This is a genomic window from Mucilaginibacter puniceus (assembly GCF_054783175.1).
In genome coordinates this window covers 1032009-1045939 of record NZ_BAAGRB010000001.1, presented here as the reverse complement: position 1 = coordinate 1045939, position 13931 = coordinate 1032009, and the positions used below count along the sequence as shown (strand labels likewise).

Genomic DNA, 13931 nt, shown 5'->3' with positions numbered 1-13931 from the left:
TAAAGTCTAAAAGTAATTTACTGGATTTTTTTGCGTTTAATAAAACATTTTGCCGATAATTTGCTTTTACTGTCAGCAATTAAAAGCTATACATTATGCTTATTAAACCAAATTCGACCCAAATAAAACCCATAAAATACCTGGCAATAGGCATGCTTGGCCTGGGATTACTTATACCATCGTCAAAAACATTTGCGCAAAGCGCACCGCCACCCCCACCACCGCCCGAAAAGGTTTTAAAAAGTACAGGTGATGCTTTAAAAAAGATCAATCCTTTTAAAAAGAATGCCAAAGCTCCGGCTAGGCCAAAATTGGCTGCGCCGCCTGCAGGTGGTCCGCCACCACCGCCAAACCCATTAAATTTATTTAAGAAAAAAAGCGGGTCAGCAAAAGTACCGCCGCCACCGCCATTACCGGGAAGGGATTAATTAACCCTTAACGTAAATAACCTGCTTGGTTTCAAAAAACTCTTCTGTGAAGTAATCTTTAAGATAGTACTGTTGTACTTTTAAACCAGATTCGGTTATCTCTTGCTGCAGATCACCGCCTTTAAGGTACAATATGCCGTTGGCTAAGGTGTTTTTGGAGTTCTTATTGAACTTACCCCTCACCCAGGGATAAAACTCGCCCAGGCGGGTTACAGCGCGTGATACTACGAAATCAAATTTTTCATTCACCTGCTCGGCACGCAAGTGCGCGGCACGTAAATTTTTTAAACCGATGGCCTTCGCCACCTCCTGTACCACTTTTATCTTTTTGCCGATAGAATCAACTAAATAAAAATCCGTTTCAGGAAATAATATAGCTAACGGTATCCCCGGGAAACCACCGCCTGTACCCACATCCAGTACCTTTTCGCCAGGTAAAAACGGCATTACTTTGGCAATACCTAATGAGTGTAACACATGGCGCTCAAATAACTCGTCAATATCCTTACGGGATATCACGTTTATTTGGTTGTTCCAAAAATTATATAACTCAGGCAATTGTTCAAATTGCTGCTTTTGGTGGTCGGTCAGATCAGGAAAATAAGTGAATAGCCTGTTAGATGTCATCCCTTGTTTTTCGGTTCATAATATTTGACAGTAAGTACCTGGCCCTAAATAGCTGTGCCTTAACTGTACCCAAAGGCAGGTCAAGCTGCTGGGCTATCTCTTCGTAAGCCAGCTCATCAAAATAACGCAAGGTAATCAGGTTACGGTAACGGGGCGGCAGCCCATCAATCAATACTTTAAGTTTTTCGGTTTCTTGTTTTTTGATGGATTGCTCTTCGGGGTCTAAACTATCTGCCCTAATCTGCAAAGTTTGCTCTTCTCCGTCACCATCGACCATGCTGTGAATAGAAGTGGTATTCAGCTTTTTTTTACGGATAAAGTCAATACAGTTATTGGTAGCCACCCTAAAAAGCCAGGTACTAAAAGCATACTCAGGTTGATACTTTTCTAACTTTTCAAATGCTTTGGCAAAGGTTTCAACGGTTAGGTCCATTGCGTCCTCTTTATTATTTACCATTTTGAGCACCATAAAGTATATCGAATCTTTATAGCGGTGCATCAAATCTGCGTATGCTTTTTGATTTCCTTCGCGTGCCTTTACTACCAGGTAGAAATCGTTTTTAGCATTCTCGGTAAAATTGGCGTTTACTTCCATTGTCTGGTTTTTATAAAGGTCCCAATCAATCCAAACACGTTTATATAAAGGTAATAAACAAAATCAAATAAGGGTAAATACCACAAAAATCTAGCCTCGCCCAACTTTTTAAATGTTTTACGATAGATAATGAGCTGTATTATCCACCTAACTACAAACAAAATGAGTAATATGGCAAAGGCTTCAAACCGCCAGCACAAGCAACCTATTAGCAGGGTATAAAATAATAAACCACTTACCGCATCCAAGCTTAAAATTTTACGGTGTTTGGCCTTATATAGTTTACCCACACCCATATGCCGTTTTTTTTGCCTGAATAATGATGACATTGTAGTTTTTGGAGTGCTAAAAACAAATGTATCCGGGTGTATTTCAATAGCTGTATTAGTAGCTGTAGCATTTTGATTAACAAACAGATCATCATCGCCCGATAATACATGCATATGCGCTGCAAAACCTTTGGCTCCAAAAAACAAGGTTTTGGTATAGGCCAGGTTGCGCCCTATACCCATATAGGCATCGCCATTTAATGCGGAAGATAAATAGTTGATTGCTGTTTTTAATGTTTCAAACCTGATGAGCGCATTTAAAAATCCGCCAGTTTTATAATAAGGCGAATAGCCCAGCACTATTTGTGTATCACCGGTAAATTTGGCTGCCATACGGGTTATCCAGTTGGGAGTGGCCGGTTGACAATCGGCATCGGTAAATAACAAATGCTCATTTTTAGCCGCTTTTATACCTAAAGTAAGCGCGAATTTTTTCCCGGTTTTAAAACGGACATGCTCTGTTATGGTAACAACTTTTAAGTTTTTATACTTAGCTTGAAATTCCTCTAAAACTAAATCCGAAGTATCAGATGAGCAGTCATTAACAACTACAACCTCAAACTTGGGATATTTTTGTGTTAATATCGACGGCAGGTTCTCGCGCAGGTTTTGAGCCTCATTACGTGCGCTAATAATAACTGATATAGGTAGCTTAATTTGGGGCAGTTCATCATCCGACACATATGCCACCAGCGACTTATGGTTTGTTATAAGAAAATACAACTGAATAATAAAACACAGTAAAAATAAAACGAAGAAGACTACTTGTATATAATATTCCAAACCGGGCTAAAACTTTGAAGCAAAGTTGTTAAAAAAACTTGTAAAGGGTGCAGATGTGATAAAGTTATTACCAATTAATCTGTGTTAAAAACTCACCAAATAAAGTAAGGCGGTTTATAGCGTATAACCTTTACCACATCTACAACAAAAAAGCCTAATTTTGCAACCTGAATGAAATTTAACTTAACAGCACAAGATCCGCTTTCAAAAGCCCGCGCAGGCGAGATAACTACCGATCACGGAAATATACAAACGCCTATATTTATGCCTGTTGGTACCGCAGGCACGGTAAAAGCAGTACACCAACACGAGTTAAAAAATGATATAAAAGCCCAAATTATATTGGGCAACACCTATCATTTATACTTAAGGCCCGGATTAGATACCATTGAAAAAGCCGGTGGCTTGCATAAATTTAATGGCTGGGATGGCCCTATTTTAACTGATAGCGGCGGCTACCAGGTATACTCATTAACCGAAGTGCGTAAAATAAAAGAAGAAGGCGTAACCTTCCGCTCGCATATTGATGGCTCAAAACATTTGTTTACACCCGAAAATGTAATGGACATACAGCGCACCATTGGTGCCGATATTATTATGGCTTTTGATGAGTGTACACCCTACCCTTGTGAGTACGGATATGCACGACGATCTATTGAAATGACCCACCGCTGGCTAAAGCGCTGCTGCGACAGGTTTGACAGTACCGAGCCCAAATATGGCTATAACCAAACCTTTTTTCCGATTGTACAGGGATCGGTATATAAAGATCTGCGTATAAAATCGGCAGAAGTTATTGCGTCGTTTGAAAGAGAAGGTAATGCCATTGGCGGTTTATCAGTAGGTGAACCTGCCGAAGAAATGTATGCCATGACTGAAATTGTTTGCAATATATTACCCGAGCAAAAACCACGTTATTTAATGGGTGTAGGCACGCCTGTAAATATTTTGGAAAATATTGCATTAGGTATTGATATGTTTGATTGTGTAATGCCTACCCGTAATGCACGTAATGGTATGTTGTTCACCAAAGATGGTATCATCAACATCAAAAACGAAAAATGGAAAAATGATTTTTCGCCTATCGAGGCTGATAGTGATCTGTTTACTGATACCGTATACTCAAAGGCTTATTTACGCCATTTAATACATTCGGGCGAGATATTGGGCGCGCAAATAGCTACCTTACATAACCTGCATTTTTATTTATGGCTGGTTAACCAGGCTCGCGAAAAAATAATTGCAGGCGAATTTTATAACTGGAAAAAAATAATGGTTAACCGCCTGGGGCAACGACTATAAATGAAAGCTTTTTTAGACAGATATTTAAAGATACTGGACTGGTATATTATTAAGAAATACCTGGGCACTTTCTTTTTTACACTAATACTGTTCATAGTGATATCTGTTGTGTTCGATATATCCGAACACATGGATAATTTTTTGACTAAAAACGCCACACTATATGAAATAGCTTTTAAATATTACGCAGGATTTATTCCATTTTATATGGACCTTTTATCTCCGCTTATTAACTTTTTGGCAGTGATTTTTTTTACCGCTAAAATGGCTAACCAAACCGAAATAGTGCCTATTTTAAGCGGAAAGGTTAGCTTTAGTCGCTTTTTAAGGCCATATTTTGTATCTGCAGCAATAATTTTCGTTATATCGTTTTTTGCCAGCGTTTTTTTAATACCATTTACTAACGCGTTAAAAATAAATTTTGAAAATACGCATGGCTTTTATGGTGATGCCTCTAAAAACGACGTGCATTTACAATTAGATAAAAACACATATGTATATGCACAATCGTACGATAACAATTCGCATTCTGCATATATGTTCGTTTTAGAGAAATTTGATGGCGATGTGTTACGAGAAAAATTAGTTGCAAGTAATGCTATTTATGATTCGGTTAAACGCGTATGGTCTTTTAGAAACTATTCTGTACGGTATGTTAACGGCTTAAGGGAAACCTTAAAAATGGATATCAATCAAAAAGACACCGTATTAGATCTGCAACCCTCAGATTTTGTGGTAAATAATGCTTATCCGGCCATGTCATTAAAGGAGTTGAATAAACGTATAGAAAAAGAAAAAATACGTAGTGCAGGCGATTTAAAAGATATGGAATATGAAAAATACAAACGATTTGTACATCCTTTATCGTCGTTCGTCCTTATGCTGATAGGTGTTTCCATATCATCTCGTAAAGTACGTGGTGGCATTGGTTTGCCGCTGGGGATAGGGTTATTTTTATGCTTTGCTTATATTGTAGTTGATAAATTTGCCCTGGTATTTGCGATAAAAAGTAATCTCTCGCCATTAGTTGCAGTATTTTTACCCAATGGATTGTTTGGTTTACTCGGGTTGTATTTGTTGCGTAAAGCCCCCAAATAAATGGCTGCACTTAATAAAGCAATACCTGCAGGCATCAATAAAAACCTGCTGATACTTCACTTTACCGTATTTATATGGGGTTTTACGGGCATTTTGGGCCAGTTGATATCAATAGCAGCTGTACAATTGGTTTGGTACAGGGTTTTAATAGCCGCTATATCGCTTTTTTTATACTTTACTATTAATAAAACAGCATTTAAGGTTACTACCAAAACCCTTTTCAAATTACTTTTCACGGGTGCAATAGTAGGTGGCCATTGGATATTTTTCTTCTCGTCTATCAAATTTTCTACTGTTCCGGTGGCATTGGTTTGCCTGTCATCTATTACTTTATTCACTGCGTTTTTAGAGCCATTGATCAACAAAAAGCGTATCTCAAAAATAGAGATCATTGCCGGCTTGCTAATTATCACCGGTATTGGATTAATATTCAAATTTGAAACTCAATACACTAAGGGTATCACATTCGGCATTATTAGCGCCGCCAGTGCAAGCATTTTTTCTATCATTAATGGCAAACAAATTAAACATAACACCGCACCGGTAATTGCTCTTTATGAATTAGCGGGTGCCTTTTTATGGATATCAATTTACCTTTTAGCCGTTGGCGGTTTTGACCAAAACATGTATTTAAAAACTACAGACCTTGGCTACTTGATATTATTGGGCACGGTTTGCACATCGCTGGCTTATGTAGCCGGGGTATCAGTAATGAGCGAGCTTTCGGCTTTTCGTGTGGCTTTAATCACCAACCTGGAGCCGGTATACGGCATCCTGATGTCTTTCCTGTTTTTTAATGATATCCATAAAATGACCACCGGTTTTTGGGTGGGCGCCACAATAATTTTGTCAACCATTTTTCTTTTTCCCGTAGCTCAAACACAATTACACAAACGTAAAAATCGTTAGCGCTTCCATCAAAATATCGTTGCCAATTGCCGTATTCTTGCTCAAAAATTATTTTATTTCTACAATTTGTATGCGAGTAGGGGAGGAAAACTCCGCTCACACAACTCAATTTAAGCCGTTTTAAGCCATTATAATAATTAAACAGAGCTACAGTGCTTTAGCTATATTTTAATTAAAAAGACACAAAATTCGCAAAATCAAATGGTGTATTAAGTTCACAATTGCTTTCCACCTAAATCTTTGTAAAAAACATAGCAAGTTACAAGCAATTTTAAGGTACATAAGACAATTATTTAACATATATTATTTATCATAATAAATTGTTAATCAAATATTTATTTAAATCAATAAAACAAAAAATATAAATAAAAAATTGGTTATTAAAAATTATATACTAAATAATTTAGCAAACAAACATATGGTACACATTAAAATAACATAAACAACTTATATTCAGATAAATATACTACATTAAATAAAATTTTAATTTACTATATGGAAATCGGGGCATTTTTTGGAAGGATAGTGTAATGAAAATACATTTTCCGTTTTCGTCAAAAAATCAGGGCAACACCCTCCTTTTTGACGCCAATAAAAAAATTGGTTTTCGATATAATTATTTCAAGCAATTTTTGATTCCAAATTTTTGAAGGCAATTTTTTTTCAAAACACAGCTCCCAAAAATGATACCTTTAATGAGGCAATAAAAAATTAACTGCAACTGCCCTACCCCCCCTGAAAAAAGAAAAATATAACAGAAGCAATTTTTATAAACCCAATAAAAAGTCGATATTGTATAAAAACAGTTAACCAAAAATCATGAGCATAAAAACTATCATTATCATTGTTATAACCGTATTGCTTACAACTGTACTAATGCAAAACACCGACCAGGTAAAATTCACCATTTTGTTTGGCGATGTTTATTTATCCAAGTTGGTAGTACTGGGAGTTGTGGCTGTTATAGCATTTATTTTAGGCATACTGGTGGGTCGACCTAAAAAACAAGAATATGATATTGAGGCCTATCATGATCAGATTCACAAAGGCGAAGCCAATACACTAAGTGAAGAAGATAGAGACTATATAAACTAATAAGTTATATATTATAAAACACCTGGTTGTTTTGCTCTAAAAAAGACAGATCAGGCGTTTCTTCAAATATCCCAAATACAGATGAGCCGCTTCCGCTCATGCTGGCATACAACGCCCCCGATTGATACAAGGCAGCCTTCACCCCTCTTATTTCCGCGTGATTTTTAAAAATGGTTTCTTCAAAATCGTTTTTGATGTATTTTTTCCATTCGGCAATAGGGGCCTGAATTAGCTCCATTAACGAATCTTTGACCATCATGGGCCTTACCACCCCCCGGTAAGCCTCGGATGTTGACACCTGAACAGGCGGCATAACCAATACAATGCTGTAATTAGAAAGGTCAAGCCGGATAGGTTCAAACTCGTCCCCTTTTTCAAAAGCAAACACTGGTTTGTTTTCAATAAAAAAAGCGCAATCGGCACCAAGGGTGCGGGCATGATCCTGCATTTCGTCAACCGATAAACCTAAATTAAACTGCGTATTCATCAACTTAATGAAGAATGCCGCGTCAGCCGATCCTCCTCCCAGGCCTGCCCCTATGGGTATATTTTTATGCAGATGTATTTTTACAGGAGGCAGATCATGATCCTTTTTAAGCAAATGATAACCTTGAATACAAAGGTTATCCTCCATCCTGCCCGGAACTTCTAAACCTGAGGATTCAAAGCTCAATTTATCGGCAGGAATAACCTCTAAAGCATCATTAATTTTAACAGGATAAAAAACGGTTTCCAGATTATGGTAACCATCTGTGCGGCGTTCGGTAATATTTAGGCCAATATTAATTTTGGCATTGGGGAATAATATCATAAAAAGATTAACAACGGCCTATATTTATAAACATCCGTAGGATACCAAAAATAGATTATTTTTATTTGTAATCGATAAGTTGATTAAGTTGAATAAGAGAGTGGTTGATTAAGTTGAAAAACGGATCGCTTGACTATTTAACCTAATCTAACTCAATCAACTTAATCAACTCCAAAAAAATGAAACAATATCAAGACCTTATGCGCCATGTAATGGAAAACGGCACGCAAAAGCATGACCGTACCGGCACAGGCACTATCAGCGTATTTGGTTACCAGATGCGTTTTAACCTGCAGGATGGTTTTCCGATGGTTACTACTAAAAAACTGCACCTGAAATCAATTATACATGAACTGATATGGTTTTTAAGCGGCGATACCAACATCAAATACCTAAAAGATAATGGTGTGCGCATTTGGGATGAGTGGGCCGATGAAAATGGCAACCTTGGCCCGGTTTATGGTTACCAATGGCGATCATGGCCTACACCTAACGGAGGGCATATTGACCAAATAAGCCAGGTTATTAATCAAATTAAAAACAACCCTGATTCGCGCCGTATAATGGTTTCTGCATGGAATGTGGCAGACGTTAACCAAATGGCTTTGCCTCCATGCCATAGCCTGTTCCAATTTTATGTGGCTGATGGTAAGCTTTCGTGCCAATTATATCAGCGGAGCGCTGATATATTTTTGGGTGTACCTTTTAATATAGCCTCGTACGCCTTGCTTACTATGATGGTGGCACAAGTATGTGGATTACAATACGGCGACTTTATACATACGTTTGGCGATGCGCATTTATACAACAACCACCTGGAGCAAACCAGGCTGCAATTGAGCCGTGAGCCGCGTCCACTGCCAACTATGAAAATTAACCCTGATGTAAAAGATATTTTTGATTTTAAGTTTGAAGATTTCGAATTGGAGAATTATGATCCATGGCCACATATTAAAGGCGAGGTAGCAGTGTAATGATCGTATCTATAGTAGTAGCCATAGCCAAAAACAACGCTATCGGCAAAGACAACCAGTTACTTTGGCATTTACCAAAGGACCTTAAACATTTTAAGGAGATAACCAGCGGCCATACCATCATAATGGGACGTAAAACTTACGAATCTGTTGGTAAGCCGTTGCCTAATCGCCGTAATATTATCATCACCCGCCAAAACATCACTATAGATGGCTGCGAGGTTGTTAACTCTATTGACGAAGCATTAAAACTATGTGCCGGCGAGGATGAAATATTTATTGTTGGCGGTGCCGAAATTTATAAACAGGCAATGGCTTTAACAGATAGAATATATTTAACTATTGTTCATCAGGAATTTGATGGGGATACTTATTTTCCTGAAATTAAGGAAAATGTATGGAAAGAAACCGCAAGGCAAGATCATGAAACAGACGAAAAACATTTGTTTCCATATTCATTTATCACACTTGAGCGGCGCTAACATTTAAAACAATTATTTTGTTTGAATATAAAATTTTATGCTTGTAAAATTTTATTAGATTTGCCGTCTTGTTTAAAAACGCTTATAAACTAATTAATTAAATATTTCAATTCACGATGCAAGGTAAAGGGGTTATTAAATTTTTCGCTATACTGCTGGGTATTGTATGTATATACCAGCTTTCGTTTACATGGGTAGCGAAAAAAGTTGAAAACGACGCGAGGATATATGCCAACGGCGATACAGCGAGAGAAAAAAGTTATTTAGATTCTGTATCAGAATTACCGGCTTATCCGGTATTGGGCCACACCTATCAATATTGTGTGGAAAGGGAGTTGGCTTTAGGTCTTGACCTTAAAGGTGGCATGAATGTTACGATGCAGGTAGAATTGGTTGATTTGGTAAAAACATTATCAAACAACAACCCTGATCTGGTATTTAACCAGGCTTTAGCAAATGCTAATGCCATTGTTAAATCAGGTAAATCTCAATCAGATTATATTACCGTATTTGTTAACGAGTATGAAAAGCTTAATCCAAACGGAAGATTAGCTTCTATCTTTTCGACTAAAGACAACCAGGCGCATCTTAAATTTAATGCATCAAACAGCGATGTTGAGGCTTATTTAAAAGAAGAAGCGAATGCAGCTGTAGAGCAAACCTATACAGTATTAAATACCCGTATTGACCAATTTGGAGTAACGCAACCTAATATACAAAGACAACAAAACAATCGTATAACAATTGAGTTGCCTGGTGTTAAAGATCGCGAACGTGTACGTAAACTATTAGTTGGTACGGCTAATTTAGAGTTTTATCAAACTTATGATAACCTTGAAGCTTACCCTATATTAAATAGCCTTGATAAGTTATTAGCTGCAAAAAGCAAGCTCACTGATACATCAAAAACCGCTACTGATACAAAAGACACTACTGCTGCAAAAGGAGGCACAGCTTTATTAAATAAAGTTCAAAAAAGTGCCGCAAAAGATACTTCAGCTTTAGCAAACAGAGCCGCTTTAGCTGCCGAACACCCACTTATTTCCATCTTGTCTCCTGCTATTTACCAGGACCAAACAGGTCAGCAACAGTTACGCCCGGGCCCGGTAGCAGGTTGGGCGGCCGAAAAAGATACTGCCAAAGTTGCTGGGTATTTACGTGGTGCCGAAGCTAAGTCGGTTATCCCTCAAAACATGAAATTTCTTTGGGGTGTAAAACCTATGGATAAAACCAAGGTGTATGAGTTGTATGCCATTAAATTAGCAGGTGCCGAGAATGGCCCTGTATTATCAGGCGATGTGATTAATGATGCAAACCCAAGCACTGACCAAAAAGGAAACCCGGAAGTGGTTATGAGCATGAACTCGGAAGGTGCCCAAAAATGGCGTGCTATTACTGCCGAAGCTTCATCCGGCGTTAATAAAAAGTCAATAGCTATTGTTTTAGATAACAATGTTTATTCGGCACCAACCGTACAAGGCGAAATAGCCGGTGGAGTATCATCTATATCAGGCAGCTTTACTATTGAAGATACTAAGGATTTGGCCAACGTATTAAAAGCTGGTCGTTTAGATGCACCTGCCCGAATAATAGGTGAGGATGTAGTAGGTCCGACCTTAGGCCAGGAGTCTATCAATAATGGCTTGGCCTCATGTATAATGGGCTTAATAGTGGTATTGATATTTATGGTTGCTTATTATAATCGTGCAGGTACCGTAGCTGTGGTTGCCGTTATAATCAACGTATTCTTCCTGATGGGGGTATTAACCAGCTTACGCGCTGTGTTAACGTTACCGGGTATTGCAGGTATTATATTAATTTTGGGTATAGCGGTTGATGCTAACGTATTGATATATGAGCGTGTACGTGAAGAGTTGGCATTAGGCAAATCATTGCGTATAGCTATTAATGATGGTTTTAAACATGCGTTACCTTCTATTCTTGACTCAAACATCAGTAGCTTTTTAACCGGTTTCATTCTATTTGTTTTTGGTAGTGGCCCAATACAAGGTTTTGCCACCACCTTAATGATTGGTATTATAACCTCATTGTTCTGTTCATTATTAATATCAAGAGTTATATTTGAGTGGATGCTTGAAAAAGGCTGGGATATTAAATTCTCTCACCCATGGAGTTCACATACCTTCAAAAATGCCAACTACGGTTTTGTTAAAAATCGTTTCAAATTCTATGCTTTCTCTGGTTTGTTTATTGGAGCAGGTGTAGTATCCATGTTTACACAAGGCTTTAACTACGGTGTAGATTTTCAGGGTGGACGCTCATATACTATCCATTTTCAAAATAAAAATGCAACCACACAAGATGTAAGGAATGCGATAGAAGGCGTATTTGGCCATGGTAGCGAGATAAAAACCCTGGGCGATAAGATCAACATTACCACCAATTATTTAATTGATGATAATTCAACTACTGCTGATGCCAAGGTTGAGACGGAACTATTAAAAGCGCTTAACACAAAAGCAGAAACACAAGTATCTAAACAAGATATAGTGCAATCACAAAAAGTGGAGGCTACTATTGCTGAAGGTTTAAAAAGATCAGCTGTATGGACAGTAATATTCGCTATTATAATGCTTGCGGCATATATCCTATTACGTTTCCGTAAGTGGCAGTTTAGTCTGGGTGCAACGGTAGCTACTGCTCATGATGCGTTAATGGTATTATCATTTTACTCATTATTTAAAAACATATTGCCTTTCTTAGAAATTGATCAGGCATTTATAGCTGCTATATTAACCGTTATAGGTTACTCTATCAACGATACGGTGGTTGTATTTGACCGTATCCGCGAGTTCTTAGAGGTACACCGTGCTAAAACCGACCAGCCTAAAGAGGTAATTAATAACGCTATCAACAATACTTTAAGCCGTACCATTATTACTGCTTTAACTGTAGTGTTTGTATTAGTAGTATTATTCTTCTTCGGTGGTGATGTTATCAGGAGTTTCTCATTCGCATTGTTGATAGGGGTGCTTTTTGGTACCTATTCGTCAATTTGCGTAGCGACACCGGTTATAATCGACTTTGGAAAGAAAGATTTGAGATAATATTATCTTCAATATTTAAAGGCTCCAAAGAACATTTGGAGCCTTTTTTGTTTATACTTAATTATAAAATATTATAAAATATCTATTTAAAACAACCCATTATGGCTTCAACTCATAATTCAAAATACCCATTAGTTGTAATTATTGGCGGCGGCTTTGGCGGCCTGGAAGTTGCCCGGCAGTTAGAAGATAAACCTGTAGATGTTTTAATGCTGGATAAGCATAATTACCATACTTTTCAACCTCTGTTATACCAGGTTGCCACAGGCAGTTTGGAAGCCGAAGCAATAGCTTTTTCATTACGGAAAAACTTTAGCGATCAAAAAAACTTCCGTTTCCGTATTGCCGAAGTAATTAAAATTAATACTGATAAAAGCACATTAGATACTACCGTGGGTGAGATTGCCTACGATTATTTGGTTATAGCCACCGGGTCGACCACCAACTTTTTTGGCAATAAAGACATTGAACGCTTTGCCATGCCCATGAAATCGATACCAGAGGCACTTAATCTGCGGTATTTGATATTGCAAAACATGGAAGAAGCGGTATTGAAAACTACCAAAGATGAACGTGAACCTTACCTCTCATTCGTATTGGTGGGTGCAGGCCCTACTGGTGTTGAACTGGCCGGTGCACTGGCCGAATTACGTAATCATATCCTCACCAAAGATTATCCCGAACTGAGCAAAGAACACATGACAGTTTACCTGGTTGATTTTTTACCAAAAGTGTTAGGGCCATTTTCAGATAGTGCATCACACGCGGCAAAAGAATTTTTAACTAATATGGGTGTTAAAGTGCTGTTGAATGTAAAGGTGGAAAGCTACGATGGGAATGAAATAAAATTTGAGGACGGCAGATCCATCAGAACAAAAAATGTTATATGGTCTGCAGGAGTAATGGGCGTTGTACCGGAAGGTATTGACAAAGATAGTATTGAGCGGGGCAACCGCATCAGTGTTGACACTATAAGCCGTGTTAAAGGCACAGAAAATATATTTGCTATTGGCGACGTAGCCGCCATGATAACCGATGATACCCCAAAGGGTCATCCGGGTGTGGCGCAAGTGGCCATACAGCAGGGCAAGCAGTTGGGTAAAAACATTGTTCATATTATCAAAGGGGAACCAACTGAACCATTTAAGTATAATGACAAAGGCTCATTAGCTACCATAGGCCGCAACAAAGCGGTGGCTGATTTGGGTAAAATACGTTTCCAGGGATTCTTCGCCTGGTTGATATGGATGTTTGTGCACCTTATTTCGCTTTTAGGAGGCCGTAACAAGGTTATTGTGTTTATTAACTGGGTTGCCAGCTATGTAAATAATAATGGCGGCAGCAGGCTTATAATACGCAATTTTAAAAGAGAAGAGTTGGTTAAAAAGGACAAACAAACCTCAAAAATTGACTAAGGTAATAAATCCGAA

At 38.0% G+C, this 13931-nt stretch carries 13 protein-coding genes; 9 read left to right on the top strand and 4 right to left on the bottom strand.

Translation table 11 applies throughout. The features are described from left to right. The first annotated feature begins 95 nt into the window (after positions 1 to 95). A complete protein-coding gene (locus ACYVJ6_RS04945; protein ID WP_460692920.1) occupies positions 96 to 428 on the top strand; it encodes a hypothetical protein in 333 nt (110 codons plus the stop codon). Here ACYVJ6_RS04945 and rsmG read toward each other — a convergent pair whose 3' ends face one another. The 3 genes from rsmG to ACYVJ6_RS04930 are packed head-to-tail and all read right to left on the bottom strand — an operon-like array spanning position 429 to position 2669. Continuing rightward, on the bottom strand, positions 429 to 1055 hold the full coding sequence (gene rsmG, locus ACYVJ6_RS04940) for a 16S rRNA (guanine(527)-N(7))-methyltransferase RsmG (protein WP_460692919.1): 627 nt from the start codon (positions 1053 to 1055) through the stop codon (positions 429 to 431). Continuing rightward, on the bottom strand, positions 1045 to 1650 hold the full coding sequence (locus ACYVJ6_RS04935) for an RNA polymerase sigma factor (RefSeq protein WP_460692918.1): 606 nt from the start codon (positions 1648 to 1650) through the stop codon (positions 1045 to 1047). The genes rsmG and ACYVJ6_RS04935 overlap by 11 nt, the downstream gene beginning before the upstream one ends. Next, positions 1641 to 2669, bottom strand: coding sequence for a glycosyltransferase (locus ACYVJ6_RS04930; protein WP_460692917.1), 1029 nt, complete (start codon positions 2667 to 2669; stop codon positions 1641 to 1643). Before ACYVJ6_RS04930 ends, ACYVJ6_RS04935 begins: the two co-directional genes overlap by 10 nt. Positions 2670 to 2933: 264 nt before the next feature. Here ACYVJ6_RS04930 and tgt point away from each other — a divergent pair, with 264 nt between their 5' ends. The 4 genes from tgt (at position 2934) to ACYVJ6_RS04910 (ending at position 7166) form a co-directional block, all read left to right on the top strand. Continuing rightward, positions 2934 to 4064 carry a tRNA guanosine(34) transglycosylase Tgt gene (tgt, locus tag ACYVJ6_RS04925; protein WP_460692916.1) on the top strand — a complete coding sequence of 377 codons (1131 nt, stop codon included), beginning with the start codon at positions 2934 to 2936 and terminating at the stop codon, positions 4062 to 4064. Next, complete coding sequence (locus ACYVJ6_RS04920) at positions 4065 to 5162, top strand: LptF/LptG family permease (protein ID WP_460692915.1); 1098 nt, start codon at positions 4065 to 4067, stop codon at positions 5160 to 5162. Continuing rightward, positions 5163 to 6071: a DMT family transporter gene (locus ACYVJ6_RS04915; RefSeq protein WP_460692914.1), complete on the top strand. Its 909-nt coding sequence runs from the start codon at positions 5163 to 5165 to the stop codon at positions 6069 to 6071. An 819-nt stretch (positions 6072 to 6890) separates the two neighbouring features. Continuing rightward, a complete protein-coding gene (locus ACYVJ6_RS04910; RefSeq protein WP_460692913.1) occupies positions 6891 to 7166 on the top strand; it encodes a LapA family protein in 276 nt (91 codons plus the stop codon). Between the two features lie 4 nt (positions 7167 to 7170). Here the strand turns inward: ACYVJ6_RS04910 and ispE are convergent, their stop codons facing one another. Then, complete coding sequence (ispE, locus tag ACYVJ6_RS04905; protein WP_460692912.1) at positions 7171 to 7977, bottom strand: 4-(cytidine 5'-diphospho)-2-C-methyl-D-erythritol kinase; 807 nt, start codon at positions 7975 to 7977, stop codon at positions 7171 to 7173. A 179-nt stretch (positions 7978 to 8156) separates the two neighbouring features. Here ispE and ACYVJ6_RS04900 point away from each other — a divergent pair, with 179 nt between their 5' ends. The 4 genes from ACYVJ6_RS04900 (at position 8157) to ACYVJ6_RS04885 (ending at position 13916) form a co-directional block, all read left to right on the top strand. Beyond that, positions 8157 to 8951 carry a thymidylate synthase gene (locus ACYVJ6_RS04900; RefSeq protein WP_460692911.1) on the top strand — a complete coding sequence of 265 codons (795 nt, stop codon included), beginning with the start codon at positions 8157 to 8159 and terminating at the stop codon, positions 8949 to 8951. Beyond that, positions 8951 to 9433 (top strand): dihydrofolate reductase, encoded by a 483-nt coding sequence (locus ACYVJ6_RS04895; RefSeq protein ID WP_460692910.1) that lies wholly within the window; start codon positions 8951 to 8953, stop codon positions 9431 to 9433. The genes ACYVJ6_RS04900 and ACYVJ6_RS04895 overlap by 1 nt, the downstream gene beginning before the upstream one ends. A 116-nt stretch (positions 9434 to 9549) precedes the next feature. Then, positions 9550 to 12501, top strand: a complete 2952-nt coding sequence (gene secDF / locus ACYVJ6_RS04890) for a protein translocase subunit SecDF (protein ID WP_460692909.1) — start codon at positions 9550 to 9552, stop codon at positions 12499 to 12501. Between the two features lie 101 nt (positions 12502 to 12602). Beyond that, positions 12603 to 13916: an NAD(P)/FAD-dependent oxidoreductase gene (locus ACYVJ6_RS04885; RefSeq protein WP_460692908.1), complete on the top strand. Its 1314-nt coding sequence runs from the start codon at positions 12603 to 12605 to the stop codon at positions 13914 to 13916. Positions 13917 to 13931 lie beyond the last annotated feature (15 nt).

Coding starts and splice junctions, on each gene's coding strand:
- ispE (WP_460692912.1), bottom strand. CDS start 7,977: ATGATATTATTCCCCAATGCCAAAATTAATATTGGCCTAAATATTACC.
- ACYVJ6_RS04910 (WP_460692913.1), top strand. CDS start 6,891: ATGAGCATAAAAACTATCATTATCATTGTTATAACCGTATTGCTTACA.
- rsmG (WP_460692919.1), bottom strand. CDS start 1,055: ATGACATCTAACAGGCTATTCACTTATTTTCCTGATCTGACCGACCAC.
- ACYVJ6_RS04920 (WP_460692915.1), top strand. CDS start 4,065: ATGAAAGCTTTTTTAGACAGATATTTAAAGATACTGGACTGGTATATT.
- ACYVJ6_RS04885 (WP_460692908.1), top strand. CDS start 12,603: ATGGCTTCAACTCATAATTCAAAATACCCATTAGTTGTAATTATTGGC.
- ACYVJ6_RS04935 (WP_460692918.1), bottom strand. CDS start 1,650: ATGGAAGTAAACGCCAATTTTACCGAGAATGCTAAAAACGATTTCTAC.
- ACYVJ6_RS04945 (WP_460692920.1), top strand. CDS start 96: ATGCTTATTAAACCAAATTCGACCCAAATAAAACCCATAAAATACCTG.
- ACYVJ6_RS04900 (WP_460692911.1), top strand. CDS start 8,157: ATGAAACAATATCAAGACCTTATGCGCCATGTAATGGAAAACGGCACG.
- tgt (WP_460692916.1), top strand. CDS start 2,934: ATGAAATTTAACTTAACAGCACAAGATCCGCTTTCAAAAGCCCGCGCA.
- ACYVJ6_RS04915 (WP_460692914.1), top strand. CDS start 5,163: ATGGCTGCACTTAATAAAGCAATACCTGCAGGCATCAATAAAAACCTG.
- ACYVJ6_RS04895 (WP_460692910.1), top strand. CDS start 8,951: ATGATCGTATCTATAGTAGTAGCCATAGCCAAAAACAACGCTATCGGC.
- secDF (WP_460692909.1), top strand. CDS start 9,550: ATGCAAGGTAAAGGGGTTATTAAATTTTTCGCTATACTGCTGGGTATT.